General features: G+C 69.8%; 15 protein-coding genes. 7 read left to right on the top strand and 8 right to left on the bottom strand.

The features are described from left to right. The first annotated feature begins 45 nt into the window (after positions 1 to 45). The gene (locus tag QT382_RS06340) at positions 46 to 1,251 is read left to right on the top strand and encodes an erythromycin esterase family protein (protein WP_289253188.1); all 1,206 of its coding nucleotides are present in this window, start codon (positions 46 to 48) and stop codon (positions 1,249 to 1,251) included. Positions 1,252 to 1,381: 130 nt separating this feature from the next. On the opposite strand, the gene QT382_RS06335 is transcribed toward QT382_RS06340, so the two are convergent. The 4 genes from QT382_RS06335 to QT382_RS06320 are packed head-to-tail and all read right to left on the bottom strand — an operon-like array spanning position 1,382 to position 4,747. After that, positions 1,382 to 1,927 (bottom strand): PAS and helix-turn-helix domain-containing protein, encoded by a 546-nt coding sequence (locus QT382_RS06335; RefSeq protein ID WP_289253187.1) that lies wholly within the window; start codon positions 1,925 to 1,927, stop codon positions 1,382 to 1,384. Between the two features lie 10 nt (positions 1,928 to 1,937). After that, positions 1,938 to 2,342, bottom strand: a complete 405-nt coding sequence (locus tag QT382_RS06330; RefSeq protein WP_289253186.1) for a PaaI family thioesterase — start codon at positions 2,340 to 2,342, stop codon at positions 1,938 to 1,940. A 23-nt stretch (positions 2,343 to 2,365) separates the two neighbouring features. Next, positions 2,366 to 3,463 carry a substrate-binding periplasmic protein gene (locus QT382_RS06325; protein ID WP_289253185.1) on the bottom strand — a complete coding sequence of 366 codons (1,098 nt, stop codon included), beginning with the start codon at positions 3,461 to 3,463 and terminating at the stop codon, positions 2,366 to 2,368. A 12-nt stretch (positions 3,464 to 3,475) separates the two neighbouring features. Continuing rightward, positions 3,476 to 4,747 (bottom strand): hypothetical protein, encoded by a 1,272-nt coding sequence (locus QT382_RS06320; RefSeq protein WP_289253184.1) that lies wholly within the window; start codon positions 4,745 to 4,747, stop codon positions 3,476 to 3,478. A 164-nt stretch (positions 4,748 to 4,911) separates the two neighbouring features. Between QT382_RS06320 and QT382_RS06315 the strand changes: the two genes are divergently transcribed. The 5 genes from QT382_RS06315 to ggt all read left to right on the top strand — a co-directional run bounded on the left by QT382_RS06315 (position 4,912) and on the right by ggt (position 11,359). Further along, positions 4,912 to 5,619, top strand: a complete 708-nt coding sequence (locus tag QT382_RS06315) for a CoA transferase subunit A (protein ID WP_289253183.1) — start codon at positions 4,912 to 4,914, stop codon at positions 5,617 to 5,619. 2 nt (positions 5,620 to 5,621) lie between these two features. Then, positions 5,622 to 6,260 (top strand): 3-oxoacid CoA-transferase subunit B, encoded by a 639-nt coding sequence (locus QT382_RS06310; protein ID WP_289253182.1) that lies wholly within the window; start codon positions 5,622 to 5,624, stop codon positions 6,258 to 6,260. A gap of 156 nt (positions 6,261 to 6,416) precedes the next feature. Beyond that, the gene (locus QT382_RS06305; protein WP_289253181.1) at positions 6,417 to 8,174 is read left to right on the top strand and encodes a DUF1800 domain-containing protein; all 1,758 of its coding nucleotides are present in this window, start codon (positions 6,417 to 6,419) and stop codon (positions 8,172 to 8,174) included. A gap of 7 nt (positions 8,175 to 8,181) precedes the next feature. Next, positions 8,182 to 9,567, top strand: a complete 1,386-nt coding sequence (locus QT382_RS06300) for a DUF1501 domain-containing protein (RefSeq protein ID WP_289253180.1) — start codon at positions 8,182 to 8,184, stop codon at positions 9,565 to 9,567. Between the two features lie 10 nt (positions 9,568 to 9,577). Beyond that, positions 9,578 to 11,359, top strand: coding sequence for a gamma-glutamyltransferase (gene ggt / locus QT382_RS06295; protein WP_289253179.1), 1,782 nt, complete (start codon positions 9,578 to 9,580; stop codon positions 11,357 to 11,359). Here ggt and ubiM read toward each other — a convergent pair. From ubiM to QT382_RS06280, 3 genes are read right to left on the bottom strand one after another with little or no spacing between them, the layout of a single operon-like run. Then, a complete protein-coding gene (gene ubiM, locus QT382_RS06290; RefSeq protein ID WP_289253178.1) occupies positions 11,346 to 12,536 on the bottom strand; it encodes a 5-demethoxyubiquinol-8 5-hydroxylase UbiM in 1,191 nt (396 codons plus the stop codon). The genes ggt and ubiM overlap by 14 nt on opposite strands. A gap of 44 nt (positions 12,537 to 12,580) precedes the next feature. Next, positions 12,581 to 13,072 carry a disulfide bond formation protein B gene (locus QT382_RS06285; RefSeq protein WP_289253177.1) on the bottom strand — a complete coding sequence of 164 codons (492 nt, stop codon included), beginning with the start codon at positions 13,070 to 13,072 and terminating at the stop codon, positions 12,581 to 12,583. Positions 13,073 to 13,076: 4 nt separating this feature from the next. Further along, on the bottom strand, positions 13,077 to 13,547 hold the full coding sequence (locus QT382_RS06280; RefSeq protein WP_289253176.1) for a RidA family protein: 471 nt from the start codon (positions 13,545 to 13,547) through the stop codon (positions 13,077 to 13,079). A gap of 63 nt (positions 13,548 to 13,610) precedes the next feature. On the opposite strand from QT382_RS06280, the gene QT382_RS06275 reads away from it, so the two are divergent. Beyond that, the gene (locus QT382_RS06275) at positions 13,611 to 16,022 is read left to right on the top strand and encodes a DNA internalization-related competence protein ComEC/Rec2 (RefSeq protein WP_289253175.1); all 2,412 of its coding nucleotides are present in this window, start codon (positions 13,611 to 13,613) and stop codon (positions 16,020 to 16,022) included. On the opposite strand, the gene mltB is transcribed toward QT382_RS06275, so the two are convergent. Beyond that, the gene (mltB, locus tag QT382_RS06270; RefSeq protein WP_289253174.1) at positions 15,977 to 17,110 is read right to left on the bottom strand and encodes a lytic murein transglycosylase B; all 1,134 of its coding nucleotides are present in this window, start codon (positions 17,108 to 17,110) and stop codon (positions 15,977 to 15,979) included. The two genes, QT382_RS06275 and mltB, sit on opposite strands and share 46 nt — an antisense overlap. Positions 17,111 to 17,144 lie beyond the last annotated feature (34 nt).

Here is a 17,144-nt window from a genome sequence, read left to right as displayed (position 1 = left end):
GGGGTAGGCCGTACCGCTAGCATCGCCGCTCCCAAGGAGGAGTGGATGCAAAAGACAAGCAAGAGATGGATGGCGGCGGCCCTGCTGGGCGCCGCCTTGGCAGGGCCGGCGATGGCCGATCCGGCGGCGCAGGCGCTTCGCACGGCCACGGTGGCCATGCCGGCCGCCAGCCCGGCGGCGCTGAGCGACGCCCAGCTGCAGGCCTTCGGCGATGCGGTGGGTGCGGCGCGCGTGGTGGCCCTGGGCGAGCAGACGCATGGCGGGCGGGAAGAGTTCGAGCTCAAGACCCGGCTGCTGCGCTACCTGCATGAGGTCAAGGGCTTCGACCTGCTGCTGCTGGAGAGCGGCGTGTTCGACATCGCCCGCCTGGTCGAGGCCATGGAGCGGGGTGCCAGGCTGGACGATCTGGCGCCGGGCAATGTGTTCTACATGTATGCCAACAGCGACGCCGGCCGCGGGCTGCTGCGCTACCTGGACGAAGCCACGCGCAGCCCCAAGCCGCTGAAGCTCGCCGGCATCGACAGCCAGCTCACCGGCGGGACCAGCGGCCGCGAGCTGCTGCCGGCGCTGAAGGCCCATGCCAAGGCCGATGCCGACTGGCTGCTGTTCGAACGTCATGCCCAGCGGCTGATGAAGCTGGACCGCCAGGCGCCGGCGCCGGCCGAGCTGCAGCGCTTCGACGCCGTGGCCCGCTCGCTGCGCGAAAGCCTGTGCGCCAAGCCCGATGACGAACTGCTGTGCCGCAGCCTGGCCGGCCTGCAGGCCCAGGCCGATTCGCTGTGGCGCGGCGACTACCAGCGCGACCATGCGATCGCCGACAACGTGCTGTGGCATCTGCAGCGCCACCCCGGCCGCAAGGCCGTGGTCTGGGCCCACATCATCCATGTCGGCCGCAACGTGAGCTTCGACGCGACCCACCGCTTCGCAGGCAATGTGCTGGCCGAGAAGCTGGGCCGCGACTACTACGTGCTCAACCTGACTGCACTGCAGGGCGAGTTCATCGAGTTCGCCTCGGGCCAGCGCCAGCAGATACCGCCGGCCTATCCGCGCAGCGTCGAGGCCGTGATGGCTGAGTCCGGTGCGGGCTTCGCCTTTGCCGATGCCCGCAAGGCGCCGGCCGCGGCCAGCCTGCCGGGCCGCAGCATGGAGTTCAACTACGGCCTGCCGGGCGGCCAGGGCAATGGCCTGGCTACGCAGTGGGACGGCGTGTTCTTCATCCGCGAAATGCGCGCAGTGAAGATGGAACGCTGAACTGGAGCCCCTCGTCCAAGGAGTACCTTGGCCGGTCCCCCGAGGGGACGGCGATGCTTGCCGGATTGACCGGCAAGCCCATCGCCCACGCGGGCCGGCTTGGGAGCGGCCCGGCGCTCGGCCCGAAAATTCAAGCCAATAGGAGCTTGTGCACCAGCTCAGGGGTCGTTGCCGCCTCGTACTTCTTCATCAAGCGTGCCCGGTAGACATCGACGGTGCGCGGGCTGATGCCCAGCTTCTTGCCTATCAGCTTGCTGGTCAGGCCGTCGATCAAGAGGGCCGCGATCTCGCGTTCGCGGGCGGTCAGCGGCGCGGTCAGCTGGCGGTGGCTGGACAGGTCCTCGAAGCTCCAGATGCCGTTGGCATGCGGGTCCTGCGGGTCCAGGGCACGGCCGGTCACATGGCACCAGAACAGCTGGCCGTTGGCGCGCTTCATGATGCGGTCGTCGGCGTAGTAGCCGCCCGAGCCGGGGGCATCAAGGCTGGCGACTATGCGCTCGCCGGTGCGCTGGAACTCGGCCGACGAGGGATAGAGCAGTTCGAAGCTGCGGCCCAGCAAGTCTTCGCGCTGGGCGCCGAACATGGCAAGCACATGGCGGTTGCAGTCGCGGATGATGCGCTGCTCCGACAGGATCAGGCCTATGGGGGCGAGGTCGAAGGCGAGGCGGTAGTCCATCAGCCTGAGCTCAGAGCAGGGCGTAGGTGGTCGTGGCCTGCACGGCCAGCCGGCCTTGCTCGTCCTCTATGTCGATGGAACCGAAGGCCAGGCTCTTGCCCGAGCGCAGCACGGTGGCGCGCACAGTGCACGATGTGCCGGCGATGGGGCGCAGAAAGCTGGTCTGCAGTTGCACTGTGGTCATGGGCCTGAAGCCGCCCAGCTTGCTGGCCAGGGCCAGCACCATGGCCGTGTCGGCCGCTGCCATGGCCGCCTGGCCGCACATCACGCCGCCCACGTGCACATAGTCCGGCCGCACCGGCATGCGCAAGCGCACGAAGTCTTCGCCGGTGTCCAGCACCTCGAAGTCCATGGCGATGATCCAGGGCGCGAAGATCGCGGGGATGCTCTGCTGCAGTTCGGCGGGCGACATCATGGGCGCGACTGTAGCGGCCTTCTTCAGTGCAGCACCCTGAGCCGCTCGTCCACGTCGGCCAGGTCGAGCACGCCCAGCGCACGCGGCTGGGCCAGCAATCGGTTCTTGAGTGCGGCCAGGTCCGAGAGCTCCAGCGGCGGCCTGGCGCGGCCGCTGAACACCAGGCGCGACCACTGCTGCTGCCACTGCGCCAGGTCCAGACCCAGATAGCGCTGGACGAAGTCGTCGCGGCCGCTGCCCGAGGGCAGCAGCAGCTGGGCGACCGCCTGGCCATCGGCCGTCTGGCGGGTCTGGCCGGTGAACAGCTCGCGGGCCCGATCGCCATCCAGCGACTGGATCGGGCTGGTCGCCGCCACCACCAGCACCCACTGGGGCTGGCGGTACTGGGCCAGGATGCGCTCGATCTCGCCGCTGGACCTCAGCTTCTGCAAGGCCTCGAGCAGTTCGGCCGCCGGGATGCGGCCACCCAGGGGCACGGCGCAGTGGTAGTTGCCGCGATGGACCGGCAGCCGCCAGGGAGCGAGCCGGGCCTCCGGCGTCTGCTTGAGGAACCAGCCCAGGTCCTGGGAATTGACCACGGCATAGTCATTGCGGCCCAGCATCAGCTTGCGCAGGCTGCGGTCCTCGCTGAAGCCGTCGTCGCGCCTGAGCCGGCCGTCGGCGAAGCGGGCCTCCATGGGCGGATACAGGTAGCCGGTGACCGTGGCCACGGTCGCGCCGGCCTGCAAGTCTTCCAGTCCCGCAGGCGCGGCGATACCGGGCCGGCCGACCAGCACATCGGTCAGCTCGAACAGCGGCACGCTCCACTGGTAGCTCTGCGGCGTGCGGGTCCACTCGGGCTGCACATGGCAGCGCAGGTCGTATTCACCGGCCTGGGCCGCGGCTTCGAGCCGGGGCCGCGGCAGCATCACCGGCTGCAGCGGCCGGTGGGTGGCGGCGGCCAGGGCCAAGCCCAGGCGCTGGTTGATGCCCTGGACCAGCACGCCGTCGCGCAGCTCGCCATAGGGCATGGACCAGGCGGTCGAGACCGCGTAGCGGATGGGCTCGCGGCCCTGCGCCCAGGCCTCGCGCAGCGGCAGCGTGAGCAGCATGGACAGCAGGGCGAGCAGGGCGGGGCGCATGGGCTTGCGTCCTCAGAACACCAGGTCCAGGTTGACGGTCAGCACCTGCAGCCTTCCGTCCCAGTGCGAGCCTGGTCCCAGCGGCGGCGCCAGCGGGTAGCGGATGGAACCGCCGTTGCTGCCTATCTCGTGGTTGCGCGTGTGCTGCTGGCGCTCCCACTGCAGCTTGAGGGCCAGCTTGTCGGCCAGATCCCAGCGCAGGCCGGCCTGCAGCGCCCGGCGGTCATGCGGGGCCTGCAGGAACAGGTCCAGCGTGCTGTTGAACAGGGCGGCGGCGGCCGGCGCACCGGGGGCGGTCTGCAGGCCCAGCGGCGGCTCGCGGAAGCGCAGCTCGCCCAGGCCGGCATAGGGGGTCAGCACGCCGCGGCGCCAGCCGGCCAGCAGGTACCAGCCGCGGACGTCGGGTACATGGACCGTGTTGCCGTGGCGCAAGGCCAGCTCGGCCTGCAAGCGCAGGCCGCTGGCCGGCTCCCATTGCATCGAAAGGCTGCTCAGCTTCAGGTCCAGCTGCTTGAAGGGAGCGCGCTCGGCCAGCACGGTGGCGCAATTGAGGCAGGCCGTGCTGCCGCTCATGACCTGCTGCAGCAGGGCTTCGTTGCTCGGGTAGTTGAGGCTGCCCCGGTAGCCGGAATGCCCCAGGCGCAGCAGCAGGTCGCCGCGGCGCCAGGCCAGGGACAGGGCCGCGATCCGGCGTATGTCCAGCGAGCCTATGGCCAGCGGCAGGAAGGAGCGGCCCGCGGCCAGGCTCAGCTCCAGGCGGTCGTCGGTGCCCAGCTCGCGGGTCCAGCTCAGGCTGGCGCCGTCCAGGTGGGTGGTCGGGTTGAGCTGGTAGATGGTGTCGAAGGGCCGGGCATTGAGCTGGGCAAAGCCGACCGGCCGGGTCTCGGACAGCAGGAACACCGGCGCCTGCACCCGGCCCAGCTTGAAGCTGCTGCTGGCGTCGAAGTCCCAGCCCAGGTACAGCCATTCGCTGCGCGGCCGCCAGCGGCTGGCCGGGTCGTCCTTGGCTTGCAGCTGCCAGACCAGGCGGGTCTCCGCGCCCAGGGCCGCCTGCATCTGCAGGCCGAACTGGCTGTCGCCGTCGCCGCGCCAGCGTCCGCCGGTGCCGGCGACGGGCACCCGCTGGTCGGCCCGAAAGCCGGCCTCGCGGTCGTCGACCCGGTAGGCGCCCAGCGTGGCGAAGCCCTCGACCTGCAAGCCCTCCGGCAAGGCCTGGGCGCGGGCGGCGGCGCCGCAGGCCAGGCTCAGGCTGAAAAGTACGGCACAGGCGGACGACAGGCGCATCTGGGCAGGGCCTATTTGGCAGAGCGTAGGGGCGGCCGGGATGCCCGACTTTAGCCGCCGTAGGCGAATTTACGTAACGACCGCGGCCGGCCCTGCGTAGTACGCTTGCCGCCGTTTCGCCAATCCCCCCGAGCCCCTGCGCTCGAGTCCTGGAGACCCCGCCCATGAACAAGCTCTATCCGAGCGCCGCGGCCGCCCTCGAAGGCATAGTCAGCGACGGCCAGCTGATGGCCGTCGGCGGCTTCGGCCTCTGCGGCATCCCCGAAGCCCTGATCGCCGCGTTGCGCGACAGCGGCGTCAAGAACCTGACCGTGATCTCCAACAACGCCGGCGTCGACGGCTTCGGCCTCGGCCAGCTGCTGGAGACCCGCCAGATCAAGAAGATGATCTCCAGCTACGTGGGCGAGAACAAGGAGTTCGAGCGCCAGTACCTGGCCGGCGAGCTGGAGCTGGAATTCACGCCCCAGGGCACGCTGGCCGAGAAGCTGCGCGCCGGTGGCGCCGGCATCCCCGCCTTCTTCACCCGCACCGGCGTCGGCACCATCGTGGCCGAGGGCAAGGAGCTGCGCGAGTTCGACGGCTCCACCTATGTGATGGAACGGGCCCTGAACCCCGAGGTCTCGCTGGTCAAGGCCCACATCGCCGACAAGAGCGGCAACCTGGTGTTCCGCCGCACCGCGCGCAACTTCAACCCGGCCGCCGCCATGGCCGGCAAGATCACCGTGGTCGAGGTGGAGCAGATCGTCGAGACCGGCACGCTGGACCCGGACGCGATCCACCTGCCGGGCATCTATGTGCACCGCATCGTGCACAACCCGAATCCCGAGAAGCGCATCGAGAAGCGCACCATCACCGAGAAGAAGGGGAGCTGACCATGGCATGGACCCAAGACCAGATGGCGGCCCGCGCCGCGCAGGAACTCGAGGACGGCTTCTACGTCAATCTCGGCATCGGCATCCCGACCCTGGTGGCCAACCATGTGCCGGCCGACAAGGAAGTCTGGCTGCAGAGCGAGAACGGCATGCTGGGCATTGGCCCGTTCCCGACCGAGGACGAGGTCGATGCCGACCTGATCAATGCCGGCAAGCAGACCGTGACCACCATCGCCGGCTCGTCGATCTTCGGCAGCCATGATTCGTTCGCCATGATCCGCGGCGGCAAGATCAACCTGTCCATCCTCGGTGCCATGCAGGTCACGGCCCAGGGTGACCTGGCCAACTGGATGATCCCCGGCAAGATGGTCAAGGGCATGGGCGGTGCCATGGACCTGGTGGCCGGCGTCAAGCGCGTGATCGTGCTGATGGAGCACGTGGCCAAGAAGAAGGACGGCAGCGAGGACATGAAGATCCTGGCCCAATGCACGCTGCCGCTGACCGGACAGGGCGTGGTCAACCGCATCATCACCGACCTGGGCGTGATGGATGTGACGCCGGCCGGCCTCAAGCTGGTCGAGCTGGCCGAGGGCGTGAGCCGCGACTTCATCCAGAGCAAGACGGGCGTGCCGCTGATCTGATCGGCAGCCGCATCCGTCTCGAAGGGCCGCAATCGCGGCCCTTTTTCATGCCGCTGCGATCCCTTACGGGCTCTTGCATTTCTTTACGGGCGGGCCGCATCGCTTAGCGAACTCGGCTTTACATTGGCCCTCAGGTCGTCAAAGCCGAGGTGCCCCGTGAGCAGCAGCAGTGAGACACCCGTGATCGAGTCCGTGCCGTCCTTGTTGAACGACGAGCCGGTGGATGAAACCCAGGCCCGGGTGCTATCACCCGCGCCGTTGCCGGCCTTGCTGGGCGCCGCGGCGCTCACCGCCTGCGGTGGTGGCGGAGGCGGGGGCAGCAGCCCCTCGCCCAGTCCGACCCCCACGCCCAGCCCGCCCCCTCCGCCTCCACCACCTCCTCCGCCACCCCCCGCCCAGCCGACCGCCGCGGAGGCCTCGCGCTTCCTGGCCCAGGCCGGCTTCTCGGCCGGCACGGCCGACATCGCCACGGTGCAGGCCCAAGGCTATTCGGCCTGGCTCGACGCCCAGTTCGCGATGGCGCGCACCCAGGGCCACTACGACTGGATGCTGGAGAAGGGCTATGCGGTCGAGGCCAACCGCAGCAGCTTCGCCGGTGCCGACAACACCATCTGGCGCAAGCTGATCGCTTCGCCCGACCAGCTGCGCCAGCGCATGGTGCTGGCGCTGTCGGAAATCATGGTGGTCTCGATGAACGGCCTGCCGGTGTCCTGGCGCGGCTTCGTCACCGCAGCCTATGTGGACTGGCTGGACCAGCATGCCTTCGGCAACTTCCGCCAGCTGCTGGACGCGGTGACGCTGTCGCCGGCCATGGGCGTCTACCTGAACATGCGCGGCAACAAGAAGGAAGACGCCGCCAGCGGCCGGGTGCCGGACGAGAACTACGCCCGCGAGGTGATGCAGCTGTTCACCATTGGCCTGGTGCAGCTGAACATCGACGGCACGCCCAAGCTGGGCGGCAACGGCAAGCCGCTGGAGACCTACACCCAGACCAACATCACCGACCTGGCACGCGTCTTCACCGGCTGGGAATTCGACAACCCGCTGAACGACGACCCCGGCTATGCCAAGCGGCCCATGGTCCATATCGCCAGCCGCTTCTCGACCGGCGCCAAGAAGGTGCTGGACGTGGACATCCCGTCCACCGCCGACGGCCCCACGGCGCTGAAGACCGCGCTGGACACGCTGTTCAACCATGCCAATGTCGGCCCGTTCTTCGGTCGCCAGCTGATCCAGCGCTTCGTCTGCTCCAACCCCAGTGCGGCCTATGTGCAGCGCGTGGCCACGGTGTTCAACAACAACGGCAGCGGCGTGCGCGGCGACCTCAAGGCCGTGCTCAGGGCCGTGCTGATGGACACCGAGGCCAGGACCGCGCCCACCGGCGACGGCAGCGGCAAGCTGCGCGAGCCGGTGCAGCGCTTCGTGCAATGGGCGCGCACCGTGGGCCTGAGCTCGCCGACCGAGCTGTGGAACGTGGGCAATCTCTCGGACCCGGCCTCGCGCCTGGGCCAGAGCCCCTTGCGCAGCCCCTCGGTGTTCAATTTCTTCCGGCCCGGCTATGTGCCGCCCAACTCGACCCTGGGCACGAACGGCGTGACCGCGCCCGAGTTCCAGCTCTGCAACGAGAGCACGGTAGCCGGCTACCTGAACTACATGCAGACGCTGATACAGAACGGCGTCGGCGAGCTCAAGCCCAGCTACACGGCCGAGCTGACCCAGGCCAACGATGCCTCGGCCCTGGTGGACCGCTGGGCACTGCTGCTGGCCGCCTCCAGCCTCTCGCTCACCACGCTGACCACGATCAAGACAGCCGTGGGAACCATCGCCGCGACCACCGACAGCGGTCGCCTCAACCGCGTGCTGGCCACCCTCCTGATGGTGATGGCCACGCCCGAGTATCAAATCCAGAAGTGAGGCGGCCATGGCAAACATCTCCAAGCTGAAGACCCTGCAACGCCGCGAATTCCTGCGGCGCGCCTCGGCCCTGGGCCTGTCGGGCGTGGCCGCGCCCTGGGCCCTGAACCTGGCGGCCCTGGGCGAGGCCGCCGCGCAAGGCGCGCCGAATGACTACAAGGCCCTGGTCTGCATCTTCTTCTATGGCGGCAACGACTACGCCAACACCATCGTTCCCTACGACCAGGCCAGCTACAACAGCTACGCCACCATCCGCCAGACCATCGCCACGCCGCGCGACCAGCTGCTGGCGCTGAACCCGTCGGTGGCCCTGCCCAACAGCCGGCAGATGGCCCTGGCGCCGCAGCTGGGTCCGCTCAAGACCCTGTTCGACGCCGGCAAGCTGGGCGTGCTGCTGAACGTGGGCACCCTCGTCCAGCCGACCACGCTGGCGCAATACAAGGCGCAGAGCGTGCCGCTGCCGCCCAAGCTGTTCTCTCACAACGACCAGCAAAGCGTCTGGCAGGCCTCCAATCCGGAAGGAGCGACCACCGGCTGGGGCGGCCGCCTGGGCGACCTGTTCCTGAACGGCAATGGCAATGCCACCTTCACCTGCATCAATGTCTCGGGCAATGCGGTCTTCATGGCCGGCCAGCAGGCGGTGCAGTACCAGCTCTCGACCAGCGGGGCGGTGGCGATCAACGGCATCACGCGCACCCTGTTCGGCTCGCAGGCCTGCTCCGATGCCTTGCGCAGCCTGATCACGGCCCAGCGCAGCCACTGGATGGAGCAGGAGCTCAACCGCGTGGTCAGCCGCTCGGTCAACGCGCAGAGCATAGTCAGCACGGCGCTGGCCGGACTGCCGGCGCTGAAGACCACGTTCGACTCGGCCAACAGCCTGGCCTTGCAGCTGCAGATGGTGGCCAAGCTGATTGCGGCGCGCTCCAGCCTCGGCGCCTCGCGCCAAGTCTTCTTCGTGTCCATGGGCGGCTTCGACCTGCACGACTTCCTGCCCGACCAGCATCCGGGCCTGCTGACCAACATCGCCAATGCCATGGGCAGCTTCCACGATGCGATGGTCGAGATCGGCGCGATCAACCAGGTCACGGCCTTCACCGCCAGCGACTTCGGCCGCACCATGACCAGCAACGGCGACGGCTCCGACCATGGCTGGGGCAGCCACCATTTCGTGATGGGCGGGGCGGTCAAGGGTGGCAAGTTCTTTGGCCAGCTGCCGGCGATTGCGCTGAACGGACCGGAGGACGTGGGCCAGGGCCGCCTGCTGCCCACCACCTCGGTGGACCAGCTGGGCGCCACGCTGGCCAGCTGGATGGGGGTCAGCGCCAGCAACCTGCCGCTGGTGATGCCGCAGATCGCAAACTACAGCGTGAAGGACATCGGACTGTTCCTATGATGCGGCTGCCATGCATCCAGCCTTTCGCCGCGCCCTGATCCTCAGCCTCGTCCTGGCCTTTGTCGGCCTGGCGCGGGCCCAGCAACAAGACCCCAACCTGCCCGAGGCCGACACCGGCCTGGTGCCCAAGCCCGGCTGGACCTACCAGCGCGAGGCCGTGGCCGCGGCCAATCCACTGGCTGCCCAGGCCGGCGCACGCATCCTGCGCGAGGGCGGCAATGCGCTCGACGCGACCATTGCGGTGCAGCTGGTGCTGAACCTGGTCGAGCCGCAGAGCAGCGGCATTGGCGGTGGCGCCTTCCTGATGCTGTTCGACGGCAAGCAGGTCCAGGCCTGGGACGGCCGCGAGACCGCGCCGGCCGCGGCCAGGCCCGACATGCTGCTGCGGCCCGACGGCCGGCCCATGGGCGTGGCCGACGGCGAGGGCCGCGTGGTGGCCACGCCGGGCGTGCTGGCCATGCTGCAGGCCGCCCATGCCAGGAGCGGCCGCTTGCCATGGTCGAAGTTGATGCAGCCGGCCATCGAGCTGGCCGAGCAGGGTTTTGCGGTCAGCCCGCGCCTGAACAAACTGCTGGCCCAGGACCGGCTGCTGGTCAAGGACGAGCAGGCCAGGCGTTATTTCTTCGATGACCAAGGCAAGCCCTGGCCGGTCGGCCACCGGCTGAAGAACCCGGCGCTGGCGGCCGTCTTGCGCCAGGTGGCCGAGCGCGGCGCAGCCGTCCTGCAAGAGGGCACCGTCGCTGAGGACATCGTGCGGCGGGTCCAGGCGCGCCAGGGCGTGCTGACGACCAACGACCTCAAGGCCTACCAGCCGCTGCAGCGCGAGGCGATCTGCGCCAGCTGGCGCGAGCAGTACAAGGTCTGCGGCTTCCCGCCGCCATCCTCGGGCCAGCTGACCCTGGTCCAGACGCTCAAGCTGCTGGACTACGCCAGTGCGCCGCGCCAGCCCTTGCAGGCCAACGGCCTGCCCAGTGCCGAATGGTTGCACCGCTATGTCGAGGCTTCCAAGCTGGCCTTCGCCGACCGCGCGCTCTACATCGCCGACCCGGCCTTCCAGCCGGCGCCGGCCGGCGACTGGAGCAGCCTGCTGGACGAGGACTACCTGAAGCGCCGCGCCGCCCTGATCGGCCCGCAGAGCATGGGCCAGGCCCTGGCCGGCACGCCGCGCGAGGCGGTCACGGCCCTCGCGCCGCAGGCCGATCAGCCCGAGTACGGCACCAGCCACATCAGCGTCATCGATGCCGAGGGCCGCGGCGTGGCCATGACCACCACGATAGAGGCCGCCTTCGGCGCCCGCATCCTGAGCGACGGCGGCACGGGCCTGGCCGGCGGCTTTCTGCTGAACAACCAGATGACCGACTTTTCGCTGCGGCCCACCGACAGCGAAGGCCGGCCGGTGGCCAACCGCATCGCGCCGCTGAAGCGGCCGCGCTCCAGCATGAGCCCGACCCTGGTATTCGACGCCAAGAGCGGCCAGCTGCTGATGAGCCTGGGCGCGCCCGGCGGCCCGGCCATCATCTCGTTCACCGCCAAGACCCTGTTGGCGACGCTGGCCTGGGGCTTGACGCCGCAGCAGGCGATAGATCTGCCGAACGTGTTGAGCATGAACACCGGGCCGCTCTACCTGGAGCGCGAGCGCTGGCCGGCCGAGCTGCAGCAGCTGCTGCGCGAGCGTGGCCACCAGGTGCAACAGAGCGAGCTGACCAGTGGCCTGCAGGCCATCCTGCGCCGTGGCGACAAGCTGCTGGGCGGCGCCGATCCGCGCCGCGAGGGCATAGTCAGCGGGCGCTGAAAGGCGACGGCAGCTGCCCGGTCAGCTGGGCGGTGATCAGGGCTTTCAGCGGTGGCAAGCTGTCAGCCACGGCAATCACGCCCTGGCGCAGCAGCCGGGCCGGCGGACGCTCGTCGGTGAACAGCTTCACCAAGGCATTGGTGCCCTGGTAGATCGGCCAGGTCGCACGGCGATGCGTGGCCGCATAGCGGGCCAGCAACTCCGGATCGCCCGGGTCGATGCTGCCGGTCAACAGCGCGGCCAGCGTCTCGATGCCATAGAGGCCGAAGTTGTAGCCGTGGGCCGTGACCGGATGCATGCCCACGGCGGAATCACCGATCAAGGCGAAGCGCCGGGCGACGAAGCGGTGGGCATAGGTGGCGACCAGCGGATAGTGATGGCGAGGCCCCGCCAGCCTGAGGCGGCCGAACCGGTCCTGACTGTGTTCCTGCACCCAGCCCAGCCAATGCCGGTCGGACCAGGCCCGCTGCTCATGCGCCTGGTCGGTGGGCAGCGTCAGCACCAGGGAGCTCAGGGTCGGCGAGTAGCCGCCCAGCGGCAGCCAGGCCATGGTGTGGCCATGGTGGAAGCATTCCAGTGCCTGGTCCTGGTGCGGCCGTTCATGCTCGACACGGCAAAGCAGCACGCTGCGGCCGAAGTCGCGCATCTCGGCGCCGATGCCGGCCCTGCGCCGGCTGGCCGAGAAGCGGCTGTCGGCGGCGATCAGCAGCGGCGTGCACAGCGTCTCGCCGCCGGGCAGCAAGAGGCGGGCGGCCTGGGGACCCAGGCCCAGGTCATCGACACGGGTGCCGGGCCGCAGCTGGATCAGCGGTCGCCGCTGCGCCCCCTGCCAGGCGATGCGGCGAAGCCAGTGATTGGGCACCAGGGCTCCGAGCCGGTCGGCGTTGCCACTGCCGAAATGCAGCGACTGCGGGGCCGTGCCGTTGAAGACGCGGGCCTGTCGCAGCGGCGAGATCGCTTCGGATGGCAGGTCCGGCCAGGCCTGCAGCGCCTGCAGGATGGCGATGCCGCGGTGGGTCAGGGCGATCTCGCGGCCGTCCTCTCCCGGATCCGCCAGCTCGGCTTCTGAAGCGCCGTCCAGCACGGTGCTGGCAATGCCGGCGTCGGCCAGAGCGCAGGCCATGGAAAGGCCGGCCGGGCCGGCGCCGATGATCAGGACGGAGGGGGTATCTGGCATGCCGCCAGACTAGGGCGGCCGCCTGATCGGCGCCTTGATCCGGGTCAGCGCTTGTCGCCGGACTTGAGGCCCAGAACCGCCAGCGCCATCAGCAGCAGGTAGAGGGCGCCGCTCCAGATCTCGTAGGGCAGGCCCAGCAGCCGGTAGGCCGCGGCCTCGGCGCAGGAGGCCGTGACCATGAAGACCTTGGGCCAGAGCTCGTTCAGGCCGAGGCCGGTCATCACGCGGTCGGCCAAGGTCAGGTTGCAGGACGCCAGCTGGCTGGCCACGTCATGCTGGTACCAGGCCGAGGCCAGGCCGGCGATGCCCAGCACCAGGACCAGGCCCAGCGTGGCGAGGCGGGCGGGCTTCCAGCGTTGCGCCATCCAGCCCAGGCCGGCCACCACGCCGATGACGATGAAGATCAGCCGCTGCATCACGCACCAGGGGCAGGGGCGCACCTTGTAGCCATGCTGGGCCACCAGGGCGGCGGCCACACCGGCAAAGGAGAGCAGGCAGATCAGCGCCAGGGCGCGGGCGGGCTTGAGGTTCAGCATCGCCTTACTCGACCTCGGCCACCATCTCGATCTCCACGCAGGCGCCCATGGGGATCTGGGCCACACCGAAGGCGGCGCGCGCGTGGGCGCCGACCTGGGGACCGAAGACCTGGGCGATCAGCTCGGAGGCGCCATTGGTCACCAGGTGGTGCTCGGTGTAGTCGCTGCTGCTGTTGACCAGGCTGACCAGCTTGACGATGCGCTTGACCTTGTTCAGATCGCCGACGGCGGCATGTAGCGTGCCCATCAGGTCGATGGCGATGGCGCGGGCCGCGGCCTGGCCGGTGGCGGTGTCGGTATCGCGACCCAGCTGGCCGACCCAGGGCTTGCCGTCTTTCTTGGCGATGTGGCCCGAGAGGAAGACCAGCTTGCCGGTCTGCACGAAGGGCACATAGGCGGCCACCGGCACGGCGACCGGCGGCAGGGTGATGCCCAGCTCTTCAAGCTTGGCGTAGACATTGTTGGTGTTGCTCATGGCGGCCCCCGGCACGTGAAATTGGCCGGCATCCTACACCGGGGGAAACAGGGGGATGGGGGCATGGGACAGCGGACATCGGCCCTGGCCTGGGGCCTGGCGGCGCTCGCCTGGCTGGCCGGCCTGGCCCTGCTGCAGCACAGCGGCCGGCTGCCCGGCGAATCGGCCTTGGCCGGCCTGGTCATCGCCACCGGCCTGCTGGCCTGGCGGCAATGGCACCGGCCGCATTGGCTGGGCCTGCTGCTGCTCGCACTGGTCGGCTCGATGGCCTGGGGAAGTTGGCGGGCCGAGCAGCGGCTGGCCGAGCATCTGCCACCGGCCTGGGAAGGGCGCGACGTCTGGCTGCAGGGAGAGGTGAAGTCGCTGCCGCAATCGCTGCAGGGGCAGTCGGGCGTGCCGGGCTGGCGCTTTCGCTTCGGCGTTGAGCAGGCCTGGGACGCAGCGGGCCGTCTGCTTGACGTGATTCCCGGCGAGCTGCTGCTGAGCCAGTACGCGCAGGGCGGCGCCTCGCTGACGAATTGGCGGGCCGGCCAGCGCTGGAAGCTGCTCGTGCGACTGCGGCGTCCGCATGCGCTGATCAACCCGTTGGCCGGCGACTACGAGCTGTGGCTGCTTGAGCAGGGCATTCGGGCCACCGGCGTGCTGCGGCCGGCACCGCCGCAGCCGCTGGCGGCCTCGCCCTGGCCGCAGATCGATGGCCTGCGGCAAGACCTGCGCGAGGCGATCCAGAAGCGCATCAGCGGGCCGGGCGATGCAGCGCTGCTCAGCGCCTTGAGTTTGGGTGACCAGCAGGCCATTGGCCGCAGCGACTGGGCCCTGTACCGCGACACCGGCGTCGCGCACCTGGTCGCCATCTCGGGCATGCACGTCACCATGCTGGCCTGGGCAGCGCAAGGCCTGGTCGGGCGACTGTGGAGACGCAGTGCGCGGGCCTGCCTGCGTTGGCCCGCGCCGCTGGCGGCACGCTGGGCCGGCGTGGCGGTGGCGCTGGCCTATGCGTTGTTCGCCGGCTGGGGCGTGCCGGCCCAGCGCACGGTCTGGATGCTGGCTTCGCTGGCGGCCTTGCAGAGCGCCGGCCTGCGCTGGCCCTGGCCCTTGCAGCTGCTCGCCGCGGCTTGGTTGGTAACCGTGGTCGACCCCTGGGCCGTGGCGCAGGCCGGATTCTGGCTGTCCTTCATTGCTGTGGGACTCTTGATGGCCGGCGGCTCGGCCTCGCCTCAGGGCTGGCGACAGCATCTGTGGGCGGGCCTCCGAGCCCAGTGGATTGCGACCCTCGGTCTGGCGCCGCTGAGCCTGCTGTTCTTCCAGCAGCTCTCGGTCGTGGGCCTGGTGGCCAATCTGCTGGCGATTCCGCTGGTCAGCCTGTTGATCACGCCGCTGGCCCTGGCGGGCAGCCTGCTGCCGGGCCTGTGGCCGCTGGCGGCCTGGTGCTGCCAGGGTTTGCGCGCCTATCTGCAGTGGCTGCAGGCCTGGTCGGCGGCGGTCTGGTGGCTGCCGGTGGCGCCGCTGTGGGCGCAGGCCCTGGGGCTGGTCGGCGGTGGCTTGCTGGTCCTGCCCTTGCCCTGGCGGCTGCGGCTGCTGGGATTGCCGCTGGCCCTGGCCCTGCTGTGGCCGGCGGCCTCACGCCCGCTGCGTGGAAGCTTCGAGCTGCTGGCGCCCGATGTGGGGCAGGGCATGGCCGTGCTGATACGCACCGAGCGGCATGCCCTGCTGTTCGACAGCGGCCCGCAATGGGGGCCGGACAGCGACGCCGGCCAGCGCGTGCTGCTGCCGCTGCTGCGCGGCCTGGGCGAAGCCCGCCTCGACGAACTGCTGCTGAGCCATAGGGATACCGACCATGTGGGTGGCGCCGCTTCGGTGCTGGCCGGCCTGCCGGCGCGCCGCCTGCGCTCGTCGCTGGAGGATGGCCATCCGCTGTTGCAAGACCAGGCGGCGATCCGCTGCCTGGCCGGCCAGCGCTGGCAGTGGGATGGCGTGAGCTTCGAGGTCCTGCATCCGCAGGCTGCCGACTATCGCGGTGGCGCCAAAAGCAATGCGCTCTCCTGCGTGCTGCGGGTGGTCGATGCCTCGGGTCGCAGCGCGCTGCTGACCGGCGATATCGAGGCGGCCCAGGAGCAGGCCTTGCTCGCTGCAGGCGAGTTGCAGCCCACCACCGTCCTGCTGGCCCCTCACCACGGCAGCAAGAGCTCGTCCACCACCGCTTTCATCTCGGCGGTGCAGCCGCGCTTCGTGCTGATCCAGGCCGGCGACCGCAACCGTTTCGGCCATCCGGCCCTGGAGGTGCTGGCGCGCTACCAGGCGGCGGGTGCCGAGGCCCTGGCGTCGCCGGCCTGCGGGGCTGTTCTATGGCGCAGCGAAGAGGTCAGACCCCACTGCCAGCGCGATCTGGCGCGGCGCTACTGGCATGACGCGGTGCGGCTCGCACCGCTTCAGGGCGAGGCCGTCGGGCCCGAGGCGGCGGAGGCAGGTGGCTGAGGCGCTGGCGGCGCGCCCATCATCCGCATCGCCAGCAGTTCGCGTCCCAGCTCGATCACGGCCATTGCGTAGTAGGCCGACTGGTTGTAGCGGGTCAGCACATAGAAGTTCTGGGTGCCGGCGCGATAGACCGGCGCTGACTTGCCGCCCATCTGCAGCTCGATCACCGCCAGCGGGCCTTCATGCAGGCGGCCGGCCTCGGACAGCAGCACGCCGGCCTCGTCCATCTGCGCGGCGCTGAACGTGGGTCGGATATCGGGCACCAGCAGCCGCGCGCGGGTGCTGGTTTCGGTCGGCAGGGTCAGCGTGTAGTCGGTGGCCATGCCGCGCTGCCAGCCATGCTGGGCCAGGAAGTTGGCGATCGAGCCTATGGCATCGACCGGATGGCCGATCAGGTCGATCTGGCCGTCGCCGTCGAAGTCAAGGGCGTAGCGGTTCCAGCTGCCCGGCATGAACTGGCCGAAGCCCAGCGCGCCGGCATAGGATCCCTTGAGCCCGGCCGGGTCCACGCCCTCGCGCCGGGCCAAGATCAGCAGCTCGGCCAGCTCCTGCCGGAAGAAGGGGCTGCGGTCGCTGCGGCCCTTGGGGAAGTCGAAGCTCAGCGTGACCAGGGCGTCCAGGGCCGAGAAGCCGCCCATGATGCGGCCGTAGAAGGTCTCGACGCCGAGGATGCCCAGGATGACCTGGGCCGGCACGCCGAAGCGCTCTTCGGCGCGGGCCAGGGCCGCTTCGTGTACGGCCCAGAAGGCCAGGCCGGCCTGCAGCCGGCGCGCCTCGATGAAGCGGCTGCGGTAGGCGCCCCAGTCCTTGGCCACGCCCACCGGCGCCGGCATGATCAGCCGCTGAACCGCAGGCACCACCTTGGCGGCGGCCAGCTGCTGGCGCAGCTGTGATTCGTCGAAACCCTCGCGGGCCGCGAGATCGGCGGCAAAGGCGCGCATCGCGGCGCGGTCGCCGAGCGGGCGGGGTGCGGCGTCGCGAGGCGCCTTGGCGGTGTGTTTGGCGGGCTTCCTGGCGGCCGCCGCTGCGGCGGTCGGTGGCAGGGCCAGGAGGGCAAGCAGGGGGAGCAGTCGCAACAGCTTCGTCATCGGGAGGGCATTGGATTTGTCGCCAGCATAAGGG

The organism is Pelomonas sp. SE-A7 (genome assembly GCF_030345705.1).
Taxonomy (GTDB): Bacteria; Pseudomonadota; Gammaproteobacteria; order Burkholderiales; family Burkholderiaceae_C; genus JAUASW01.
Note: the sequence above shows the minus strand (reverse complement) of the source record. Positions and strands in the feature narration are given on the sequence as shown.

What these genes read in the sequence shown, in the direction of transcription:
- QT382_RS06340 (WP_289253188.1), top strand. Translation starts at nt 46, where the DNA reads ATGCAAAAGACAAGCAAGAGATGGATGGCGGCGGCCCTGCTGGGCGCC.
- QT382_RS06335 (WP_289253187.1), bottom strand. Translation starts at nt 1,927, where the DNA reads ATGGACTACCGCCTCGCCTTCGACCTCGCCCCCATAGGCCTGATCCTG.
- QT382_RS06330 (WP_289253186.1), bottom strand. Translation starts at nt 2,342, where the DNA reads ATGATGTCGCCCGCCGAACTGCAGCAGAGCATCCCCGCGATCTTCGCG.
- QT382_RS06325 (WP_289253185.1), bottom strand. Translation starts at nt 3,463, where the DNA reads ATGCGCCCCGCCCTGCTCGCCCTGCTGTCCATGCTGCTCACGCTGCCG.
- QT382_RS06320 (WP_289253184.1), bottom strand. Translation starts at nt 4,747, where the DNA reads ATGCGCCTGTCGTCCGCCTGTGCCGTACTTTTCAGCCTGAGCCTGGCC.
- QT382_RS06315 (WP_289253183.1), top strand. Translation starts at nt 4,912, where the DNA reads ATGAACAAGCTCTATCCGAGCGCCGCGGCCGCCCTCGAAGGCATAGTC.
- QT382_RS06310 (WP_289253182.1), top strand. Translation starts at nt 5,622, where the DNA reads ATGGCATGGACCCAAGACCAGATGGCGGCCCGCGCCGCGCAGGAACTC.
- QT382_RS06300 (WP_289253180.1), top strand. Translation starts at nt 8,182, where the DNA reads ATGGCAAACATCTCCAAGCTGAAGACCCTGCAACGCCGCGAATTCCTG.
- ggt (WP_289253179.1), top strand. Translation starts at nt 9,578, where the DNA reads ATGCATCCAGCCTTTCGCCGCGCCCTGATCCTCAGCCTCGTCCTGGCC.
- ubiM (WP_289253178.1), bottom strand. Translation starts at nt 12,536, where the DNA reads ATGCCAGATACCCCCTCCGTCCTGATCATCGGCGCCGGCCCGGCCGGC.
- QT382_RS06285 (WP_289253177.1), bottom strand. Translation starts at nt 13,072, where the DNA reads ATGCTGAACCTCAAGCCCGCCCGCGCCCTGGCGCTGATCTGCCTGCTC.
- QT382_RS06280 (WP_289253176.1), bottom strand. Translation starts at nt 13,547, where the DNA reads ATGAGCAACACCAACAATGTCTACGCCAAGCTTGAAGAGCTGGGCATC.
- QT382_RS06275 (WP_289253175.1), top strand. Translation starts at nt 13,611, where the DNA reads ATGGGACAGCGGACATCGGCCCTGGCCTGGGGCCTGGCGGCGCTCGCC.
- mltB (WP_289253174.1), bottom strand. Translation starts at nt 17,110, where the DNA reads ATGACGAAGCTGTTGCGACTGCTCCCCCTGCTTGCCCTCCTGGCCCTG.